This window comes from Hyphomicrobium sp. (assembly GCF_020852195.1).
GTDB lineage: Bacteria > Pseudomonadota > Alphaproteobacteria > Rhizobiales > Hyphomicrobiaceae > Hyphomicrobium_C.
The window spans coordinates 12,908-33,481 of sequence record NZ_JADZBI010000088.1 but is presented as its reverse complement, the minus strand read 5'-3'; the positions used below and the strand labels follow the sequence as shown (position 1 = coordinate 33,481).

Genomic DNA, 20,574 nt, shown 5'->3' with positions numbered 1-20,574 from the left:
GGATGCCCTTCTCCCGTGACCCGTGCCGGCGCGCTTGGCGCTTGGTCCAGACGCCTGCCGAGGAGATGACCGTGATCGTCCGATGGCCGTCTCTGAGCGCCATAGCAAAACAATCTCGCACCAGTATTTGGACGCGGGAACCCAGGCGCTCTTTCGGGGGTGTTTGCCTGGCGGGCGGCAGAAATGCCATTACGTGGTGCATTTTGATGACTATGCTCTGTACCAAGGCAATCAGTACCAAGAGGCGTCGGACGGCCAGTCAATGACGCGGGGGGAAGAGTAGAGTGTCCGCTTCTCCTCGCTGATGCACCGGGGAGGGCCAATGCAGTCCATTCGTTATGCCGATCTCGTATTCCAGCCCGACATGCTGTCTGCGACGCGGGACGACGGAACGGTTCTGCGGCTGACCCGGCAGGAACGGGCCCTGATCCTGCAACTGACACAGCAGCCGAACCGGCTGGTGACGAGGCCGACGCTGCTCGAAGGTCTCGGCGATGCAGGCGGCGAACTCGGCGAACGTAATATCGACTATCTCATCAACCGGCTGCGCAAGCGCTTGGGCGACGACGCCCGAACGCCGCGGTTCATCGCCACCCAGTATGGCGAGGGATATGTCTGGGTTGCCACACCGATCGGGGTCGAGCCGGTTTCGGCCTTTCTTCTTGTTGGTCCTGTCTATGGCCTCGGTTCCGGAAACAGCCGTGCGACCGCCATCGTGGAGCGCGTCGTGAAGCACGTCGGGGCGGTGTTGGGGCAAAGCCACAAGGTGCGGCTCATGCCCCAGTGGCGGTTCGAGCAGGGGGCGGCGGGTGACATCGTCCATAGCCTAGAAATCGGTCTGCTTCCTGAAGACCGGCAGATGCATATGGCGCTCGTCCTCCGGGACGGTCGAACCAATACGCCGATCGCGCCCTTTCGCCTGACCTTGCCGCTGTCGCCGGATAACGCGGAGCTGGAGACATTCGCGCAATCCCTCGTGCAATCCATCTGGGCCCATGCCGCGCTCCCAGACGGCCAGCAGCCAACGCCGGGTGACCGGCCGTTGCATCTGCGGATGCACGACGCGGCGGTGCTGCTCGCCGCTGACCGCGAAAGCTGGCGCCACAATGCGCACCGGCTGGAGGAGGCGCATGCCGCCAATCCGGACGATCCTTCTCTTTCGGTGCTGCTCGCTCTCAACCGCTATGCCCAATTGATGCAGGGGCCTCTTTCAGCGGAGACGCCGCCCCTGTCGGACGAGGAATGGCTCGCCATCGAGGACGACATCGAGCGCCTGGCGCTCGATGCGCTGCCAAAAGCCCGGGGCGAGCCCATGCTGCTGCTCGGGATCGCAAAGGTCCTGCGCTTCGTCGATCGAGGCCATCTGCAGCTCGCCGGCACGCTGACTGACGAAGCATTTCAGGCGAGCACGGCCTTCGCGGCGGCATTCGCCATGAAAGCGCAGATCCTTGCTTGTCAGGGGGAGATCGATCGTGCCATCGACCTCTATGACCGCGCGATGGAGTTCAGCGAACCCGGTTCCGAGTTCCATGTCTATCTGCTCGTCCTCAAGGGAACGGCCTTGCTCGCGGCCGATCGGCGCAGCGACGCGGCCCAGTTGACCGCCGAGCTTTATACGGTCGCGCCCCTCACTCGACTCAAGCTCGGCTTGTTCTTTCTCTCGCCCAAGGCGCGCACCGTTCCACCGGCACTCAAACCGATTCTCGCCGCGGTCACGATCGAAGCCGGCCGACGGCTATTGACGCATCTCCACCGGGTCAGCGCCCGGCAGTTCGAGCGGCGTCACCATCAGAAGAATATCCTGCATGGACTGGCCGTTCATCTCAGCAATATCCACGGCCCTGACGTCATTCCGGCCAGTCTGGCACACCTCTTCCCCAAGCTCGCGACGAACCAGCGCGTTCCGCTATGATGCGCCCAGACGCAGTTCCAGACGATTGGCGTCTCCCGACCAGAAAATGGCGGCCAACATCCGCTGCAGGGCGAGCGATCTCCCCAACGGCGGCAAAAAAAGCCCAGCACCCAGCGTGATGAAGTGCTCGCTGCCCGGCAGCGCGGCGGCCGAACTCGATTCAGGCATAGCCCGTACGCCGCTCTTGCGTACCGAGAAGGAGGTTCCAGGCCATTCGCTTGCCGGCATCACCATCCGGCTCGATGCGCGAGGATTTAATCTTGGCGTCGAGCAGGAACGGCAGTGTCAGCGACAAGACTTTCGATTTACCGGTACCGTTGTTGCCCCGTAGCAGAAGATGGCCGCCGCGGAACCAGAACTCTTCGCTGTCGAAATGGAAAAGCTCGACGAGACCGAGCCGCAAGCTTTCGAGCTTCGCAATAGCGATCTCCGTGAGTTCGCTCTCCGAGCCAGCGACCCGCGCCGACTGCCGCCAGAACGTCCCGAAAGCCCGCTTGGCTTCCGCCGTGGCAGGTAGCCACACAGCGAAGACTCGCTGATTTGGGACCAACGAGGCAACAACCCGCACGGGTGAGTTGTATGTGGCTAGCGAGGGAATTCCGCTATCTGGCCGCTATATATACGTTAATCACTGGCCAGATCGATCTTGCGTAAGTCATTGATTTTGTTTGGTACCGCCTCCCCGGCTCGAACGGGGGACCTCTAGATCCACAATCTAGCGCTCTAACCAACTGAGCTAAGGCGGCTTACAAGAAATTACAGTGAGTTAGCTACTGTAGCTCGTCACCGTCAACACTACTCGTCACTGCCCTGTCACTGCTGCTCACGCGAGCTTGCGGCTTACCCGCAAATCAGTGACGGTCGCAACATGTCCAATGCCGTCACTGCTGCCCGTACAGAGCTACCTCGATACGTCGGCTACGTCGAAATTGCCGAGGCGACTGGCTTGGATAGGCGTCAGATACAGCGCCTGATGGCGCGTGGCAAGTTCCCAAAGCCGGACGGGATTCCAACCAAGGAAAACCGCTGGCGGCTGGCTGTGATCGTCGAATGGCTTGAACAGAGGAACGCCGATCAGATCGCCGCTATCAGTGACCGCGCAGTGACCGATCCGACGACGCTCAAAGCCGAACAGCTTCAGGATGTCATTTCCGACGCTGCCACCGAATTAGCGCGACGCGCAGGCGTCGCGCTGCCGACTGGCTCATTCGTCTCGGTCAATGTACCGCTGACCGCAGATGCGTTTGCACAGCTCGAGCAAGTACCGGCGATGCTCGTCGCGGCCGGGTTGATGCCGGTGCTACTACCGATCGCGCAGCATCTCTGTGGAGATCATGCGGACGCGCTGTTGGGCGGCACCGACGAGGATCGCCGTGCTGTTGCTATCGGCATTCTGAATCAACAGCTTGCGGATGATGCGCTGCGATAGCCCACAGGGCATCCCCCCACAATCGCGACGCGTGTTGCGACTCGTGCGTTAACGGATCTACTCTTCCCCTCATTTCACGCATGAATGTTGGGGGGACACAATGTTATTGCGATCCGCAACTACCTGTGCGTTTGCATTACTTGCCGCTGGCTGTTCTCAACCACAAACGATCCACTTGGCGGCTGCACCCGGACAAGAATCCATCATTCGCGACGGCGTGCCCGCCTTAGTTTCGCGCAAGAAGCACGTCGTGATGCTTAAGCCCAATTCGCGCGTCATAGACGGAAGCGCCCGGCCAGCGTTCACGATCGTCGTCAACAATATGAGCGGCGCGCCGCATGACCTTCTCGAGTCCTCTATCTCGGCGCGGCAAAACGTTGAAGGCAAGCATGTCGCCGTTCGCGTGCATCGATACGACGAGCTTGTGCAGGAGGAAAAGGACAAGCAAGCAGTCCAGGCGTTCGCAGCGGTGCTGTCGGGAACGGCTCGAGCAATGTCGGCCGCCAACGCCGGCTATGTTACCTCAACAGGCGGTGTGAACACCTACGGTTACGGCGGGCGAGCGTACGGGACTTACACCGCGACTACATACGATCCGCTTCGCGCGCAAATCGCACAGCAGGCTGCGAACGCGGAAACAGCGAATGACTTTGATCGACTTCGCATTGAAGGCGAGCGCAATCTGAGCGGCCTTCAGCAGACGATCCTCAAAGACAACACGGTGCTCCCTGGCGAATGGTACGGTGGCACGGTCGTACTTGACCGCCTGACGCATCCGACCAAAGGACCGACCGAGTACATCGTGCAAGTGGAGTTCGCAGGCGAAATGCACGAGTTTGCCGTAAAGCAAGTGGCCAGTTGAGCATGAGGTTCTTCTGGTGGCGTTTGACAACTGACGCCTATCGGGAGTCGAAATGAGCGATGAAGACTGGTCCCGGCTGTACCCCGAAAAGCAGCGAACCCCGTCCGATCGCGAATTTGGTCTTGGGATGGTGATTACTTCCGCCATTATGATGGGCGCACTGCTCTTTTTCTCGTTGGCGATCCTGACTCCTGAAACCGCCAAATGGCTCATCGAATGAGCCCTGCGCCAATGTCGCGCTTCTCGAAACCCGCCCCCAGCGATCCACATTCGATCCGCCGCGCACGGGCGGCATACCGCGAATGCTTCCTCCGGCACCCCGTGCAGCCACGGCCCCCAATCCGACTCCGCCGTTAGCAGGGACCGGCATCCGCTCGTGATTGATCGACGCGCGTTCGACGGCGGCGTCATGATCGAGTACGCGTCAAGCTCGACCGTTGTTGCATCATTGAGGTGTTGCCGTGGAAGAATACCATTCCTGGGTTGATCCGATCGCAATCGTTTCCTGCGCCGTCCTCGCGATTCTGCTGGCTGTTTCGATCAATTCGGAAGCTGCAATCTGGTTTCTGAGAGGCGGGAACATAACAGATTGGATGCAGGGGCTTGGGACTCTCTGCGGTGCAGTGATTGCCAGCCGCGCGTTATCGGTATGGAAGAGGCAAGAGAATGCAAGAAGACGCAGTGATCTTGCTTCCGAAATACTGCGTGTCGCAGACAACTCTTTTCACGCTGCGCGCCGTGCCTGCGCTCCGGTGGTCCTTAAGGATAAACTGCTGGTGCCAGATACGAATATTATCGAATACTTTCTTTCCGGAGAGGGCTCGCGGAGAGTTGCGGAGTGCGACGATGCGCAGCGAAAACTGCTGACCTTTCACAAGCTGGCAACTGATTTATTGGGACCGGAGGTCGGGGCGGCGGTTATCTATATGGAGATTGCTTGTCGCCAATTTCCTCGGGCGCGTCGGAACCTTGCGACCGTTGTGACCGAAGGGGCAGAGACTCACGCGAGCGCTGAATGGCAAGCCGAAGTTCGGAAACAGCTGAGGATTTTCGGAGTGACGTTCTCTGAGCGCGAAGAGGGGGACAACTCACCTGCGCAGGCGTGGCTTGACTTCAAAAGTGAACATTTGAGTGAGGTGCGAGGCACTTACGACAATCTAGTCGGCGCACTCGGAAAGTACATCTTTCTGCACTGAGACTGGCCCGCTTGGCGCCTTGTAGTTCGCTGAGTGCAACACTCTGACCGCCTGATATGCGAGGCCCTTGCCGTCAAGCAAGAAGCAGCGCCCGTAGGCGCCGCCCGTGATTGTCATGCCGTCGCAAGCTCGAGCCGCGTCCCTACGCGAGACGCCAACACGTTAACGCGACCACCATGCGCAAGCTCTTTGAGCGCCTTGTTCACGTAACCAACCGACACGCCGAACTCGCCAGCGAGCGCACGCTGTGAACATGCACGCGGGCCGCGTTCAAGATCGCCAAGGATGCGCGCCTTCAAGCGTTCAATCGTCGCCGTCGTATCCGCGTTCAGGCCCCGATTCGGCAGGCTTTGAACACCGGGCCGGGGTGGCGTGTTCACAGGCGCCTGCAGCGTCAGCGCGCCCCCGTCGCGCGGCTGTTCGTGAACGTTCACCGCAGCACTTGGTGGCTGCGCCACAGGGTGCTGCCTACCGAGCGCGAGCGCCACTGCGCCGACGACTTCGATCGCCACAACCGTTAACAGGCTGATCAAATCCGCGAGCCGATCGACAGGGAGCACGACACCCAGCGCCGCGAGGTAGCGGGCGACGGCGGCGGCGTCCGAATTCGCGGGCGTCGTCGGCTTGGCGGCGGTGAGCGCGGCGGTGGCGTTGTCCATGGTCTGCTGCAGTCGCTGGCGCTCATGCGCTATCGACTGCTCGGCGCGCAGGGGCTCGACTTTCTCCACGCAGACGGTGCGGAGGCGCTTGCTTTCGAGCCAGCCGGCGCACCCGCGCAGGCGCGTGTCCTTCAGCAGCACCGCCAGCTCGTTGTCGATCACGCCGGCCGGGCGTGCCGCGGGGAGCGCGGCGAGATCGGCGGCGGCGCGCTTGTACACAGCCTCGGCGCGCGTGCGGTCGCCGGTCGTGGCGTTATCGGTGCGTGTGGCCAGCTCGCGCCCCCCATGCTGGCTGCCCAAGCCCGCCACGATCACGAAAGCGAGCGCGATCAGCCATGCGGTGAATGCCGCGCGACGCATTGTGCCGCGTGTCGAAATCGCGGCAGCGAGGCCGGTCAGAGAGACAATGGCGAGGGCGATTCCTGCGACCGACCAGACCACAGCCTCAAGCTGAGTCGCACCCCTTGCGTAGCCAGCCGATGCTGCCAAGGCGATCGAAACGGCCGCCAAGAGCAAGCCTGCAGCCAGGAGTGCCAAGCGCAGCGGCTTGTTGGCGTCGGGAGTGTTGCAGTTGGTTGCGCCGATATGCGCAACAGGCTGCAATGCCGAAGGCTTTGAGGCGTCGTTAGGTGTAGGCGCATTGCGCGCTGGATTCGCGCCGGAAAGGGCGCTACGCGTAGTCATCGGGAGTTCTCCTGTTACCGCAGGTGAGCTTCAAGTGTGCGGCGCGACCTGCCAGGGTGGCGCCGTATGCGTTTAATGATACGTGAGTCGCGTTGCCGACTCGTTGCTGGTCATGCACTGCCGGCGCGCGCGTCGCTCGGACATGCATCGGTGGTCCCACGACGCGGCCCAGCGTGGCCAGTCTGCGCCCCGATTTTCCGCGCTCACGCATGCAAGAGCTGGGGCGGAGCAGGTGCCCCGGGGATGGTGTCGGCGCGCAGGCGTTGGAACGCTTTTGCTGAATTCGCTCAGAAATCTGGCCCGCTCGCAATTCTATTTCAACTTAGCCGGGGGAAGCATAGCGTCCATTGCTCGCGTATTCGACGTTAGCCGCACCAGTATTTCTAAAATCGAACGGCAAACACTCCAAGATGTAGCGTTTCCAAAACACTTGATCTGGCGTGACGAATCCTCGAGTTTTCATGACGTTACTTCAACGAGCAAAAGGAAACTCTCATGATCGTCATTCATATGCAAGCTGGGCGTGGCGCCTGGGTTGAAACCGATAACCAGTCGGCCGTGGGCGAGACGGCCATCTTTGTCGAAGACGGATGCGTGGACACGCCGCGTTTTGTCCGGCGTGCGCCGGCCGAGATCGTGTCCGAGATTACCAAGTACGCAGAGGCGGCACGCGGCAAGTCGCAGAGCTTCGGTATCGCGTGGGCTGTGGAGGCGGCCATCGAGGATCTGACCGCGGTCGCATCGCAAACGTGGTCAGATGCTGATGCCGACACACATCACGCCGCGGTTGAGGCGGCCCAGGCGCGCCTCACGGAGCGCATGCGGCTCGCGATGGGCCTCCGCCTACCCGTCCAGCACGACATCGAACAGCAGGCTGCCGAGCGGCTTGGGCGCGCTTGGCCCCCCGTTGACCTCGCGTGCGACTTCGCTGCCGAGCAACTGCGCACCGCCGCGCCGGGGGACGTAGACGCCATGGTGGGCGTGATCGAGGGACTCAGGACAGCGGTGGGGGCGATGCAGCCTGCGTCCGCATGAGACGCACGTCAGGGGGCTGGCCCGGCTTCCTGGCTGCTGCGCAGATTGAATGCGATCTCTAGTGAAAACCGTCTGTCATCATTCCTGTCAGCCCCGCGCCGATCACGAACCCCGCGATCGCGCCAAAGAAGCCGAACAGCATGAAGCCGGCAACTACGCCAACAAGAACGTTGACCAGCGGCACAAGCATGAGGCCGATCAGTATGACGGTCGCGAGGATTTCCAGCATTGCTGTCTCCGCCTTCGGACTCAATCACTAGGCTGATCAATACCACGGGCCGGGGCTGTTGATGCGATGCCGCCCAGATTATCCCCATGTCGCCCCCCGCGTAATTCCCCTCCCGATCTACCCAGGCACCGCGCTCATGTGTCGGCAGTACTCACGTACTGCAAGGCGCGGCCGTCGGCGCCCACCGATCGCGAGCACCTCGTCGGCGCCCATCTCGTGCCAATGGGTTATCGGGCAGCGCAGCAGCTGCTCTGCGCGTGCTTGCGTCCAGTCCGCGTTGACGAGCGCCAGCGTCGCCGGGCCGCGCGTCGCATCGGTGCGCAACCGCACCAGTTTGTGCGTCCGGCCGGGTACGGAATCTGCGCCGTCGGCAGCGAAAGATAGGGCGTCCGAAACTCGGTGCTTACGCCTAATAGGAAATTCATTAACCCCATCCCTTCTTTCTTTATAGGGATAAGCACCGAGTTTCTTTTCGACCTCAAACTGTCGCCGCATGTTCCTCACAAGCAGGGTGAACTTGCGACGTTGCTCAAGACCAACGAGGCCACGCCCGGACGCATCCGCCTTCGGGAACAGCCCTCCGTAAGATTGCTGATTAAGACGCGCATCCGAGAACACCGCGCCGTATGCCAGCGCCACCTCGACCGGCGACCGGTCGGCGTCTGACCACGCACGCAGCTGCACCAGCTCCGGGGGCAGCCCGCAGTCATACGCACCGAACACATGCACCGTGCAAGAGTTAGCGACAGTGCGATCGTAGGGCCGCATACGCGCCACGGCTTGCTTCACCTCGGCAGCAGCGGTTACCCGCTGCACAGCCGCAACCCGTGCGTCGGGGTGTTCCTCAGTCCAGCCAGATACCCGCCGCGCGATCTCGGTGACGGCGGGATTATGCGAATGCAGCGCCTCGGTCATCAACTCCAAGTCGATGTCGGATGGGCGTGGGCGACCGATCACGATGCAGCACGGCACGTCTTTGAAGTCGTTCAACCCGCGAAGCGCGCCGAAGTGCACGGCGACCACCGTAGAAGGCAGCCCCATGCCCCGTAGACGCTCGATGACGGCCTTTTGCGCTATCAGCAGGGTGGACACCTGTTCCCCGGCGACGGGCACGGCGCGCGAAATATGGGACACGGCTTCGGTTAACACGAAACGCCACAACATCTTGAGAGTCGTGTCCGCGTTTCGTCGTTTGCGGTCACTCTCGGCGCGGCCGGCAGCAACGAGCGTTTCTGCGTCCGCGAGCCGCGTGGGGAGATCGCCGTAAGCAGCGACCGCCCACGGCCGCGATGACAGCTCAAGCAACTGCGTGCGCAGCTCGTTGGCGGCGGCCTCTGCGGTGGTCGGCTTTGGCGGCGACAGCAGCGATGCGAGCGCGCCGGCCTTGTCTGCGTAATGGTGCACAGTCACGGCGCCCGCGGGGATGATCGGTGTAGCGTCGTAAACCTGTTGCTCGAAGGGCGCGCCCGTGGTGGCAACAAGAGCACGCCACACGTCCACGTCGGCCGTGCCGTCAAATGAGATTGACGACTCGGCTGCCGGCCGAGGTGCGCGCCGCACGCACTTCACCCGGTTAACGCGCGATTTGCCGCTGCCCTGGAAATATGCGGCCACGCCGAACACGTAACTGCGCCGCGCCGACGCGTCGATTGCTTGGTAGAGCAGCGTTGCTGCTTGCGATGTTCGCAAAGAGGCAACAGCGTCCTTCCGATTTGCGTCGGGCGTCTTATCGTTGGCGATGCGAGCGAACAGCGTCGCTTGCAACCGCGCTTCGAGCTCAATGGCATGCGCCGCCCCGGTGCCGGTGCGCGTCTCCGTGCGCATACCGCGTCGCGCTTCGAAGGTCACATCGGCAACGAGCGACGGAATGGCGCAGGTCAGCAGTTTGCCCGCCTCGCCCTCCTTTTTCGGGATGCTTGCCCCGACGGCAAGCCGCAGCTCAGTGCGATAGGTGCTGAGATCGAGCGTGGCGCGGCCTAGGCGAGCGCCGAGCGCGTAACCCTCACGCACCGCGTAGATGGTCGCCGTGTTGGCGAGATCGGCAATCGGCACGCTATCGCCGCCCGTTTGAATCGCGGCCCCGATGGTGCCCTCGTCGTTGATGACGAGATCCGCACGGCGCTCGACAGGCGAATTGGCCGCATGGTGCGCTTCGACAATCACGCCGTTGCCGTCGTCGTCAGCTTGGGCGAGCCAGGGGCAATTGCCGGCCTTTTCGGTCGCGCAGCCCGAGCACACATGTCTTTTCACGGGCACGCCGAAGCTCTCGGCCAGATCCGCCTTGGGTTTCGACACGGGATCGGGGCACATGCCCGGCTGCCCGCGCCCCTTATGGTGCCGCACCGATGCGACGAGATCGGTGTCGTAATGCATGCCGCCGCCCTGATCGCCGATGCCACGCGCGTGCGCTTTGATGTCAGCGACAAGCTGTTCCGCCAGCGCGTGCGTGGGCACAGCGATGCGTGTCAGATTGCTGCTGATGTGCCCTGCGTTCAGCACTTCCAGCAGCGCCGTGGTCTTGCCGGCTCCCGGTGCGTGTTTGAACAGCACATGTCGCTTGGCGCCGCGGGTGATCGCAGTTGCCTCGGCTTTGAAATCGGCTTTGAGTTGCGCGCGCACGTTGTCGATCGTTGGCGGCGGCACAGCTTGCGCAGTGCTAACCGCATGGGCTGCGCTCAAGTCGATTGCGTGCGCGGTGTTGACGCCGAGCGCGGACAAGCTGACGGGAGAAGACGCGACGACGGGCGCAGGTGCCGCGCCGATAATCACGCGCTTGGTCAGCTGCTGCGCTTTGCGTTCAAGAGCAGAATCCCAAGCGCGACGCAGTGAGCACTCGTTGCCATGGATGCGAAGTCGCTCACCGAGCCGCGCCGGTTCGCTCGTCTCACGGATTCGGTCTTGGATGATCGAAACCGCTTCGTTGAATGCAGCGTCGCCGCGATGCGCGGGCGCTGTCCAGGCCACATGGCAAAGCCAACGGTGCACGTTGACGCTGTAGCTGCCCGGCCCGAGCGCCTGCAGCAGCTCGGCAGCTGCAGCCTTGGTCATAGACTCGCTGCGTTGGCCCTTTGGCACATAGGCTGCGTCGCCAGTAACAAATGTTACTGCCGCGTCGGGAATGCTGGCCAAGTCACCTGCCACGAACCATGCGGCATCGCGCACTGGGCGCGGCAACTGCTGCGCGGTGACGATGTTGCCCTGCGCGACGCTGGCGAACAGACGCGGTGCCGTCGTGATGACCAGATGGCCCGGCGTGTAGAGGCTCGAGTCGATGATCTCGACGCCGGCACGCGTGTTGACCATCTGCGCAAAGCTGCGCATTGCAGCCAGCGTGCGCGGTGCCGCAAGCTCGAACACGAGTCGGACACGTGCCCCTTTGATGCCGGCAGAACTTGTAAACGCTGCGACGTAGGCGCACGCCGAAAGCTCCGGCATCGTATCCGAGATGTAGTCCGGCAGCACGCCGGACGCGGCTTCGGGTTCGCCGGGCATATGGTCGAGATCGACCAGCAGCCAACGCGACGGCACGTCGTCATATCGGCCCTGACGATCGGACACGAGCCAGCGACCGCGGGATGCATCCCTGCGCGCGTCGTGTTTCAAGCGGCCAAGAATGAGTCCGGCGTCGGGCTGCGCGGCCAAGCCATCGAGCAATTCAGCCCAATCGCGCAGCTCATCGAGCCAGACTTCATGGGAGGCGTGCGCGCCGAATGAGATGCGGGAAAGTTCTTCCCACTTGCCAGCAGTGGGATCGCAGGCGTCGTCCCACGTCCCGCGCGGATGCACCGGGTGATGCGTCGGATTCGCAAGGCGAAAGGTCTTCTGCACTTCATAGGAGGGGCCTCGCACACACAGTGAATGGTCGTGCGGGGTGGCGATTGTTACCCCGCGATTGGTGTGCGTTTGGGGGACCGCCGCCGGCGGGTGCTGCAAATGCAGATTTATCAGATCGCTTGGCAGTGCGGCGTTATTAACCGCAAACGCAGCAGCATTACGCCCATCAATGGGCGCAGAAACAGAATCCATTGGCATTGACTACTCGCATCGGTCAGTCCTGCGAACCGACGAGCCACGACAGCCCGCATTCGATTCGTGCCCAATGTTACCACAGTCTGTTATGCGGTCCGCGTAATGCGCTGTTTTGTCTTGGTGTTAATGCGACGATTTGATATACTGTGCGGGCATTCGGAGAGCGACACGACCTTGCCGGTTAATAACCTGCACTGCGCTCCCGAAAGTCTCTCGCTGGTTGGTCAAGACAAATGGGCGGGCTCCTCCAAGAGCCCGCCTTTCCTTTTTGCGGTCCGCCAGAATGGAATAGCGGACCTGTTATCATGGACCCATCTGAAACAGATGGAGGCCGTAAATGGCTCCACCGAAGAAACCTGAAAAGCTGGCGCTTTCTGCGCCCGTAAGAACATGGCTGCGCCGCGCGGATGCTGCTGCGCTCGGCCGTCAGGCTCGTGCGCACGGAAAACCTGTGTCGGTTTTCGTGCGCGACGTGGTGCTCGCCGTGCTGGCCAGGGAGGCCGCGCAGTGAACGCATCCGCAAACACGATGCCGCTAACCGCCTACATCGGCATCTACTCGCTCGTAACCGATCCGCTCCACCTATCGCCGATGGCTCCGAGCGAGGACCGCTGGTTTGCGAATGCACTCCGGCGCCTCAAACGCGGCTTCGTACATCCGGTGTTCTACGAGGAGCATGTCGTCTGCTTCATTCCCATTGCCAATGGGCTCAAGGTTACCGTCTCTGACTACAGACGCCTCTTTCATCTGGAATTCAACATCGCAGAGACGCCTGACGCAATCACGTTGCCGCACTGGTTGGATCAGGCGGAGGGACTGGCGTCGCAGGCACACACGCACCATGCGCTTGCCGTTCTGACTGCGCCTGGAGGTGAACTTTCCGAAGGGCGTTACCGCCCCTCGCGACGCGCCGCAAAGCGCAGACCGCGCAGCGCGAACGCTGCTGACGCGGCGGCATCCCATGGCCCGTGAACCAACAGACATCGATCCCGATCACGTGGTGGTCCTGTACGCCCTTTTGGGGCGCAACGAAGCCGCCGAGGCCGAGCTGCTACGCCGTTTCGATAACGCGCCGTTCTGGCAGCAACGCACGCTACGCCAGCGACTGGCGCAGGCAATCGAGTTGTTCGCCGACGCCCGCGACCGTCACGACCGCATGGGCATCTACCGCCGTTGACCGACCTCGATGCGCTCGTTGACGAAATGCTCGCGCGGAATCTCGCCCGTGCTCAGGCGCGCAATGTGCAGCAGTTGGCGGACGCGCCTTCGGCGCTAACGCTGGCTGCTGCCAAGCCCGTGAAGCGGAGACGCGAGCCGAAGCCGCCCGTGTCCGAGCCGCAGCATGAGGTGAGCACGTCGCTGACGCGCAGCGAGCACATGGCGCTCGAAAGGCTGGCGCGGGAGTACGGCATCACGACGGGGGAGATGCTGCGATGGTGTCTGCAGGCGTATTGTGAGGAGGCGGAGTGTCGGCGGGGCGACTAGGCGCAAGGGGGGCAGGCATTAAGGCCGTCGAGACGTGGCGACAATCCTGTCGATATAGCCGCTGAACACCTTGATGGGGGCAAAGACTCAGCAGGAACTGCGCCCAGCGCACAGTCGTAAGAGGGCCTGCCAATGACGTATACCGCCGCGGCGCTCGCAGAGCTTGCTGAAGAACAAGCCAAGGTGCCAGAAGCCACCGCACTGCTGACCGAAAGATTCCTCGCGTGGCCGTTCCGGAATGCTCGCGCCCGAGAGATGGCCCACCACGGCTTTGTTCGGCGCCTTAGGTCGATAGCGACGTGCGTACACAATGTCTTTGGCGAACTGCCGCCGGGGCAGGCCGAACCACCCGACGACGAAGTACGCCACAACGCCGAAGTCAACGTGCAGGCGTCCGTCGTGCATGCGTACGGGGCATGCGACAACCTCGCTTGGGTTTGGGTATGCGAACGGAACATTACGCAAGCCAGCGGCGCGCCGCTCCCTGACCAATGGGTCGGTTTGAAGCCTGGGAACAACGCAGTTCGGAACAGCTTTAGTGCTGAATTCCGTGCTCACCTAGCCACGTTTGATCCTTGGTTCAACGAGTATCTGAAAGATTTCCGCGACGCCTTGGCTCACAGAATCCCTCTCTACATTCCGCCGTATGTCGTATTCGCAGCCGATGCCGATAAATACAAGCAACTCGAGCAGGACGAAATGCAGGCCTTGCTCCATGGCGATTTGGATCTTGCGACTCAGCTCAAGGCACAGCGCGATGAGTTGATGCACTTCCGAGCCTGGATGCAGCATTCGTTTGTCGAGGAAGCTGGCCGTGTTGGTTTTCACGCGCAGCTTCTAGCGGACTTCAACACGGTCGTTGATCTCGGCAATCGCGTTCTGGACGAACTTGAGGCGGCCAACGCCGATGCAGCAGCATAGCGGCGCATCGAAAGGCGTCGGTAGCAACACTACCGACGCCATGTCCGCTCCGATGCAAGAGCCTACTGCACCGGCGCCGGCCGATACCCGTGCCCGCTGGCACCCGCCGCAGCCAGCGCAGCGTTCCACCGCGTCGTGAGCGCACCAACATCAACACCGCGCTGTGCCAGCTGCCGTCGGATCTGCGGTATCGAGCGGTGCCAATCGTCACGCAGAAGCTGAGAGACAAGTGCAGCGCGCTTGGGGTTCATGGGGTCCAACGCGTAGCGTGCAGCGATGCGGGTGAGCGACGCTTTCGGCTGCGTCGCCACGCTCGACGGATCGACGCCGGCGAGCGCGGCCCTGAGCCCGCCAGTGTGGTCGGGGAAGTTCTGTCTCAGTGCTTGTGCCCCGCGCACGCCCCTGGCTTCCCTGTCGATCACGCCGGGCAGAGACTCGAGTGCAGCACGCTGCCGATTGCCCAGCACGGGCGCAGTCTCGTCGGCCAACGGTGAAAGGATATCCGCGAGGTTGCGCGCACGAGCGGGCGACTCTGCCACGTTCCTGATGGCGTTCGGCGCAGTCGCAGTATTGCGCACGTCATCCCGGAGGTTCTGCAGCACGCCGAGACGTGCGTACTGCCGATCACGGGGGGCCATGTCGGCAAGCTGCGCCGTGAATTCTTCGGTGCCCGCGCTGTCTTTCAGCTTCACGCCGCGTCCTGCTTCGATGGCGCGTAGGCTATCGCTGTCGGCGGCATAGGCGGCACGCACGTCTCGATACTCCGGGCGGGCTTGATATGCCGAACGCAGGAAGTTGTCGCGTTGCTCGGCAAGCCGGGCGCCGTGCTGACCAGAGCCCGAACGAAATGCTCTGTCCACCGCATCGTCGAGAGCGCGAACCAGGTAGTCGGTTTGCTTGCCGGTCATCGCGGACACGTCATTGATCTCGAGTCCGTTCTCGTCGCGGATCCAGCGGTTCGCCCGATTGATCGCCGCCTGCATGGTCGGACGTGTGGGGTCGATAGCAGCGCTCATGTCCGACACGGCGTTGCGCCCATAGAGTGCGTCATAACCACGGCTCGCGCCGAGCCGACGGGCATCTTGAATGGCGAATGCGACATCGCCGGCCCGTTCGCCGGCCATGGCGTCATCAATGGCGCGCTCGACACGACGACCTGCGCCGCCTTCCGCGTCCGCAATGGTGTCAATGAGCTGACGCCGAGCAACCGGCGACGCTTCGGCCGCCCGGTGCGCGAGCTGATTCACGGACTGATTGCCCGCCAGCGCAAGCGGCAGCCCCGTGTCCTCAAGCTCCTGCAATACAGCGTCTGTGCTGCGCCCGCTGGCGCGGGCTTCGGCACGTAACGCGTCGGCCAAAGCTTCCCGCGCGAACTTCTCGCTGCCGATGCCCAACCGCGCCGCGGCGATGCCTGTCGCCGCGCGACCAGCTGCGCCGACAGCCGGAACAACGGCGCCCGCGGTGCCGCCGAGCGCAGCGCTGAAAGCGGCATTGGGGAGTCGCTCGGCAAGGTGATCGGCCATCGTGGCGTCGGGATTGGACGCGCCTTCGCTGCCAGCGAAACCGGCAGCGCCGCCGAGCCCTGCGCCGTATTTCGCCGCGCGCCAAATGCTTGGCGCAGTGCGCAAGCTCTGCACAGCGGCGCCGCCCGGCACGAGCGCACCCGCTCCCATTTCGAGCAACAGGCTGCCGGGCTTGTTGCGCGCCGCGGCGAGGTCGTTGCGGATGGACTCGAGCGCCTGATCGTAAGTCTCACTGCCGAGCGATCGGATCGCGGCTTCTGCTTCATCCGCTAACCCAAGGCTGGCTCCTTGTGCAACGAGGCGAGCGCCGTCTTTCGAGAACAGCGTATCCTTCCAGCCGCCCCCGCCGCGATCCTCTTCGAACTTCGCGTGCGCCTTTGCGCGCTGCGCTTTCTCTTGCGGCGTCTGCTCGTAACCGAGCATGTTCCGCACGTCGCTCACGATGCCTTCGATTAAGCCGCGCTCAGGCACGCTTTCGGCAGCACCCGGTGCTTGCGCACCCTGTGCTGCAGCAGCAGCCCTATCGTCCTCGTCGAACTGGTCGAAGAAATTCGGCTTCCGCGGCTCGTCGAATTGATCGAAGAAATTGCCACCTTGCGGCTGCTGCGCATACTTCGCAAACCGATTGCTACCCGTCGTCGTGACCTCGGGTGCGTATTTCGTGAAGCGGTTCGGCCGCGCGGCTTCGGCTTCGGCGATCAAGTCGTCGAACATGCCAGCCGGCTTCTTGGTCTTCTCGGCCATCAATTGGGCGCTCCCTCGGGCGGCACGACGAGGCGCCCATAGAAGTGATTGATCATCAGCAGCACGGTTTCGAGAATTTCGGGAGTCACTCCGAGATCCATGCCGGCTGCATTCAGCTGTTTCAGTTTGCCGACGAACATGTGCACGCCCAGCTCGGCCTCGCTGCACTCGACGATGAGGGCGTCCGTTTCTTCAGGCGTCATCATTTGGACAACCCGAGCAAGCCTCGGATGCCGTCACGGATCCCGATCCTGTCAGGGCCGAATGCGGATTCACCGAAGCCTCTGCCCCAACTGGAGTCGTTTCTCGACGCGCCCGAGCCCTTTCGGGCATTGCCCAACTCGCTCAGAAACATCGACGTGCCGAGCCCCTTGCTGGCCCCTGACATGAGCCCTTCGAACGCCCCCGCGCCTTGAGACATATTTTGATTCATGAGCGCGCCTGCGAGTGCCATTCTGCGCTGGCTCTGCTAGCGGTCTTTCTGATCCAGGGTCAGCTTTCCGATGAGGTTCAACGCGTTCGGCATTGGCGGTCCGTAGGGGTCCATCTTCTACTCCTCCCTTTGAGTTCTCATGCAGCAGCCTGCTGCCGGGCAGCCAGCTGCTGCGACACGGCCTCAAAACCGACGCAGGTCACGACAATGCGGCTGCCGTCGATCACGGCGAAGATGCGGCCGGCGGGCGTGTTCAGCGTGGAGATCCGCAGCCCGGCGCGGTGGGCAAGGCGGCGGAGGTGGTTCGTTCTGACCTTGTCGGACAACAGGTGCTCCTGCGGCTGATGCTGTGGGCATCATTGTACAGGAGCGGTGTGCGGTTTTCGGTGAGGAGGCGGGCAGATGTTTACGGCATCCCCGCACTTGCCGTGCGGGCCTCCGATGCAATCAACTGCTCAACAAGCCTGTTACAGGGCAAACCGAGCTCGTAGCGGAGAAGATCCAAAAAGAACCCCTGCAAAAGGCGTTCTGTACGCGGCGTTAGTTGCGGCGGCTGGCCCTTGTGAAAAAGATCCGCTCGCATCCGTATGCAATGCCGCAATTCCAAACCATCGCGAACGGCCTTCAAATCGATGTTGTAGGCGTTCGCGAGGTGGCCTGTGACTTCCTTTTCTCCACCATCGGCGATGACCTCCAAAGCCAACCAATAAAGCGTGAATCTAAAGGTATCGTCATGCTCGAGCGCCGCGCGACCAAAGATCGATGCACCGTAAGCAATCCGACTCCGCAAATCGGCGTCGGACAGTTCAATGGCCTTCGCAAGGTCTGATAAGTCAGTTGAGTGCCCCCATCGCGCGAAGTCCCACGCCTGAGGCGCGCGGATCGCGTCGCTGATGAACGATTGCCGAAGCTCATCTCCGGCGGCAACGACGAACTCTGCCGCTCTACCAATGAGGAAGCCTCGCCCGAGTGAGGCAACAAACAACCCCAGTGAGCGGGCAATCGCCTCGCGGGCTTCCTTTTCCTGCGTGCCGGTATTGGTGTGAACGACCGGAGCGCAGATAGAAAGGTACTTTCCATCAGGAAGCGATAGCTCGCCTAACTTGGCGGTGAGTGTCACCGGCCTGGAGGGACTACGAACTATCTCAACCTTTGGAGCTTTGAAGCCCCTCAACTCAACTATATGCAGGGCGATCGGGAATGGCGGATGCCCCACAGTGAGCGCGCCACACAACTCGCCGATTTGATCGACAAGCTCTTGGTCAATACTGAAAAGCTGGAACAAGGTCGAGTTGTACCGCTGTTCTAGCCTAGCGAACTCGTTTGCTGTGGCTATGCGGAAGTCTCTATGCGCCGGGTTCGCCATTGGGGGTCACACCCTGCTTGAACTCATCACAATGGGTAGTGCGCGCCAGCTGCGTGTCGCAACGGTTTCCGAGACTTGTCCACTGCGCCTACAAGCGACCCAGTAAAATTTCCCAGAAAATTTTCTGCGCCCGCGTCTCCCACTCGCATTTCGTCGGCAAGAACCCGCCACCCCTCCCGAGTCTGCGCCCTATGCGTGAGCGCGCTGGTATCTGGTACCCGTGCAGTTCCATCGAGATGGGTTCCCTTGGGCTCAAGCCCGGGGGCGGGTCCGCCGGCACCCCGGCCGCGCCGGGTCCCTTCGCGCGACGCCCCCGGCCGCCCCGTGCGCCGTATGCTGCGCCAGCTGCTGCCGGCGCCGACGACGTGCACCGTGTGGGCGCGCGCTGCTGCGTGCTGGTGGCTGGCGGTACTTCGTACAGCTGGCCACAGGCGAGTGGGGGTTTCGGATTCTGCAGCGGGGGTTGCGCGGAACAGTTGTCACCTGACTCCGTTATCGAGCCGGCAGGGCGCTGCATCACCCGTGTGACTCAGAGGCGCTGATACGGGAAACCGTGTCGGCGCTTCGTTGGTTTTGGGGCGCAGCAGCAACAGAAATTCCACTCGACAACACCCCTGATTCTGACTTACGCAAATTGAAGTCTTCGTAATCCAGAAGCATCGGGGGATTGAGAATGAACACGCTGGCACTGCAGAATGACGGCCCTTACAACCTGCTTGCAGAGCATGAGGTTGAGGAGGTGCGCGAGTTGCTACGGGGTGCCCGAGCGGACTCAACACGCAGGTTATACGGACGGTGCTTCGCGGCCTTCATGGAATGGTGCGCGCCGCGCGGCGCGCGGCCCATGCCAGCCGAGCCGCAGCACGTCAAAGCGTACCTCGCGAGCCTGAAGCGCAGGGGGCTTGCCCCCAGCACGATCAACACACATCTCGCGGCCATTGTTCATGCGCACCGGCACGCCGGCGTCGGCTTCGACACGTCGCTCTATGAGGGCGTCATGGACGGCGTGCGTCGGCTCAACAAGCGCAAGCCCAGGAAGGCCAAGGCCGCGACGCGCGAAGTGCTGGACGCCACGCTCCCCGAGTTCGGGGATGATCTGCGCGGGCTGCGCGACCGGGCAATCATCCTGTTGGGCTTCTGGGCAGCGCGTCGGCGCAGCGAGCTTGCCGGCCTAGACGTAACGTCGGCACTCACTGACGGCGCCGCGGGCCATGTCGAGTTCGTTAAAGAGGGGCTTGTGATCCGCCTGAACGTGTCAAAGACAAATCAGGAAGGCGGCGAGGAGAGTTACGCCGTGCCCTACGGTTGCGAACCCTGCGCGGTTGAAGCCGTACAGGCATGGATGCAGGCGGCCGGCATTGCCGAGGGCGCGTTGTTCCGGCAGATCAACCGCCACGGCAAGGTTGGCGGTCGCATCAGCGGCCACTCAATCAACGCGATTGTGAAAGCGCGTTTGGGCGATGATTTCTCTGGCCACGCGCTGCGCCGCGGCTTCCTCGTTGACGCTGCCAACAACGGACTCGACGTGCTGGCGCTGGCGCGCCAGTCGGGGCACGCATCAGTGAACATGGTGCGGGAATACGTGAAGGAAGCCGAGCTGTTCAAGGTGAATCCGGCTGCGCTGTTGGCGGGGAAACGGGGGCGGGGCTGATCAACCGCCGCCGCTCTGACGGCTCGCCAGATACTCTTTAATGGGATTGGCGCGCGGTTCGGATTGGCCTGCAATACGATCCACCTTGTCTGCGAGTTGCATGAGAATGGGCGCCTCGAGCACGGCGCGTTCCAGCGCCTGCTGCCGATTACGTGTGTCCCGCCAGTAGACGAACCCGACCACAAACGCGACCATGGCCAACGTTGAGGGTTCGTAGGCGAGAAACGCCAGCGCTACGACGGCGACCGCGATTGATCCCCACTGATAGCGCTTGAGCACCTGTGCTTGGCTCGCGAAGTGCCCCTGCACTCTATCGAAGTCACTGGAACTGAGCATGCTGCCCGCCAATCCTTGCCTAAGATGCAAGGCTACGCGCGCTCTGCTGGCTGATCAAACAACTGTGTGCACTTATCCGC

General features: G+C 62.4%; 22 protein-coding genes and 1 tRNA gene. 12 read left to right on the top strand and 11 right to left on the bottom strand.

Going from position 1 to position 20,574, the window contains the following annotated elements; all coding sequences use genetic code 11:
• Positions 1-322 precede the first annotated feature (322 nt).
• A complete protein-coding gene (locus tag IT540_RS07085; protein ID WP_291175038.1) occupies positions 323-1,912 on the top strand; it encodes a winged helix-turn-helix domain-containing protein in 1,590 nt (529 codons plus the stop codon).
• On the opposite strand, the gene IT540_RS07080 is transcribed toward IT540_RS07085, so the two are convergent.
• The 3 genes from IT540_RS07080 to IT540_RS07070 form a co-directional block, all read right to left on the bottom strand.
• Positions 1,907-2,080 carry a hypothetical protein gene (locus IT540_RS07080; RefSeq protein WP_291175035.1) on the bottom strand — a complete coding sequence of 58 codons (174 nt, stop codon included), beginning with the start codon at positions 2,078-2,080 and terminating at the stop codon, positions 1,907-1,909. The genes IT540_RS07085 and IT540_RS07080 overlap by 6 nt on opposite strands.
• The gene (locus tag IT540_RS07075) at positions 2,073-2,435 is read right to left on the bottom strand and encodes a hypothetical protein (protein ID WP_291175032.1); all 363 of its coding nucleotides are present in this window, start codon (positions 2,433-2,435) and stop codon (positions 2,073-2,075) included. The genes IT540_RS07080 and IT540_RS07075 overlap by 8 nt, the downstream gene beginning before the upstream one ends.
• Positions 2,436-2,581: 146 nt before the next feature.
• Positions 2,582-2,658: transfer RNA gene (locus IT540_RS07070), tRNA-His, on the bottom strand.
• A gap of 122 nt (positions 2,659-2,780) precedes the next feature.
• On the opposite strand from IT540_RS07070, the gene IT540_RS07065 reads away from it, so the two are divergent.
• The 4 genes from IT540_RS07065 (at position 2,781) to IT540_RS07050 (ending at position 5,399) form a co-directional block, all read left to right on the top strand.
• The gene (locus IT540_RS07065; protein WP_291175029.1) at positions 2,781-3,341 is read left to right on the top strand and encodes an AlpA family phage regulatory protein; all 561 of its coding nucleotides are present in this window, start codon (positions 2,781-2,783) and stop codon (positions 3,339-3,341) included.
• A gap of 175 nt (positions 3,342-3,516) precedes the next feature.
• Positions 3,517-4,203, top strand: coding sequence for a hypothetical protein (locus tag IT540_RS07060; protein ID WP_291175026.1), 687 nt, complete (start codon positions 3,517-3,519; stop codon positions 4,201-4,203).
• A 52-nt stretch (positions 4,204-4,255) separates the two neighbouring features.
• The gene (locus tag IT540_RS07055; protein WP_291175023.1) at positions 4,256-4,423 is read left to right on the top strand and encodes a hypothetical protein; all 168 of its coding nucleotides are present in this window, start codon (positions 4,256-4,258) and stop codon (positions 4,421-4,423) included.
• 241 nt (positions 4,424-4,664) lie between these two features.
• The gene (locus tag IT540_RS07050) at positions 4,665-5,399 is read left to right on the top strand and encodes a hypothetical protein (protein ID WP_291175020.1); all 735 of its coding nucleotides are present in this window, start codon (positions 4,665-4,667) and stop codon (positions 5,397-5,399) included.
• Positions 5,400-5,512: 113 nt separating this feature from the next.
• Here IT540_RS07050 and IT540_RS07045 read toward each other — a convergent pair whose 3' ends face one another.
• Positions 5,513-6,742, bottom strand: a complete 1,230-nt coding sequence (locus IT540_RS07045; RefSeq protein ID WP_291175017.1) for a hypothetical protein — start codon at positions 6,740-6,742, stop codon at positions 5,513-5,515.
• Positions 6,743-7,237: 495 nt separating this feature from the next.
• Between IT540_RS07045 and IT540_RS07040 the strand changes: the two genes are divergently transcribed.
• Entirely contained in the window at positions 7,238-7,777 is a 540-nt protein-coding gene (locus IT540_RS07040) for a hypothetical protein (RefSeq protein WP_291175016.1), read from the top strand.
• Between the two features lie 58 nt (positions 7,778-7,835).
• On the opposite strand, the gene IT540_RS07035 is transcribed toward IT540_RS07040, so the two are convergent.
• Both IT540_RS07035 and IT540_RS07030 read right to left on the bottom strand, forming a co-directional pair.
• Positions 7,836-8,006: a hypothetical protein gene (locus IT540_RS07035; protein WP_291175015.1), complete on the bottom strand. Its 171-nt coding sequence runs from the start codon at positions 8,004-8,006 to the stop codon at positions 7,836-7,838.
• Positions 8,007-8,123: 117 nt separating this feature from the next.
• Positions 8,124-12,038, bottom strand: coding sequence for a hypothetical protein (locus IT540_RS07030; RefSeq protein WP_291175012.1), 3,915 nt, complete (start codon positions 12,036-12,038; stop codon positions 8,124-8,126).
• Positions 12,039-12,372: 334 nt separating this feature from the next.
• Between IT540_RS07030 and IT540_RS07025 the strand changes: the two genes are divergently transcribed.
• The 5 genes from IT540_RS07025 to IT540_RS07005 all read left to right on the top strand — a co-directional run bounded on the left by IT540_RS07025 (position 12,373) and on the right by IT540_RS07005 (position 14,441).
• Positions 12,373-12,546, top strand: coding sequence for a hypothetical protein (locus IT540_RS07025; RefSeq protein WP_291175010.1), 174 nt, complete (start codon positions 12,373-12,375; stop codon positions 12,544-12,546).
• Complete coding sequence (locus tag IT540_RS07020) at positions 12,543-13,007, top strand: hypothetical protein (protein ID WP_291175008.1); 465 nt, start codon at positions 12,543-12,545, stop codon at positions 13,005-13,007. The genes IT540_RS07025 and IT540_RS07020 overlap by 4 nt, the downstream gene beginning before the upstream one ends.
• A complete protein-coding gene (locus IT540_RS07015) occupies positions 12,997-13,212 on the top strand; it encodes a hypothetical protein (RefSeq protein ID WP_291175005.1) in 216 nt (71 codons plus the stop codon). The genes IT540_RS07020 and IT540_RS07015 overlap by 11 nt, the downstream gene beginning before the upstream one ends.
• Complete coding sequence (locus IT540_RS07010; protein WP_291175002.1) at positions 13,209-13,520, top strand: hypothetical protein; 312 nt, start codon at positions 13,209-13,211, stop codon at positions 13,518-13,520. Before IT540_RS07015 ends, IT540_RS07010 begins: the two co-directional genes overlap by 4 nt.
• A 132-nt stretch (positions 13,521-13,652) precedes the next feature.
• Complete coding sequence (locus tag IT540_RS07005) at positions 13,653-14,441, top strand: hypothetical protein (protein ID WP_291175000.1); 789 nt, start codon at positions 13,653-13,655, stop codon at positions 14,439-14,441.
• 62 nt (positions 14,442-14,503) lie between these two features.
• Here IT540_RS07005 and IT540_RS07000 read toward each other — a convergent pair whose 3' ends face one another.
• The 4 genes from IT540_RS07000 to IT540_RS06985 form a co-directional block, all read right to left on the bottom strand.
• Positions 14,504-16,708, bottom strand: coding sequence for a hypothetical protein (locus IT540_RS07000; protein ID WP_291174998.1), 2,205 nt, complete (start codon positions 16,706-16,708; stop codon positions 14,504-14,506).
• On the bottom strand, positions 16,708-16,914 hold the full coding sequence (locus tag IT540_RS06995; protein ID WP_291174995.1) for a hypothetical protein: 207 nt from the start codon (positions 16,912-16,914) through the stop codon (positions 16,708-16,710). The genes IT540_RS07000 and IT540_RS06995 overlap by 1 nt, the downstream gene beginning before the upstream one ends.
• A 364-nt stretch (positions 16,915-17,278) precedes the next feature.
• Positions 17,279-17,467, bottom strand: coding sequence for a hypothetical protein (locus IT540_RS06990; RefSeq protein WP_291174992.1), 189 nt, complete (start codon positions 17,465-17,467; stop codon positions 17,279-17,281).
• 80 nt (positions 17,468-17,547) lie between these two features.
• On the bottom strand, positions 17,548-18,507 hold the full coding sequence (locus IT540_RS06985) for a hypothetical protein (RefSeq protein WP_291174989.1): 960 nt from the start codon (positions 18,505-18,507) through the stop codon (positions 17,548-17,550).
• A 673-nt stretch (positions 18,508-19,180) separates the two neighbouring features.
• On the opposite strand from IT540_RS06985, the gene IT540_RS06980 reads away from it, so the two are divergent.
• The gene (locus tag IT540_RS06980) at positions 19,181-20,158 is read left to right on the top strand and encodes a site-specific integrase (RefSeq protein ID WP_291174986.1); all 978 of its coding nucleotides are present in this window, start codon (positions 19,181-19,183) and stop codon (positions 20,156-20,158) included.
• Here the strand turns inward: IT540_RS06980 and IT540_RS06975 are convergent, their stop codons facing one another.
• Entirely contained in the window at positions 20,159-20,494 is a 336-nt protein-coding gene (locus IT540_RS06975) for a hypothetical protein (protein ID WP_291174983.1), read from the bottom strand. It abuts the gene before it with no gap.
• Between the last annotated feature and the right edge of the window lie 80 nt (positions 20,495-20,574).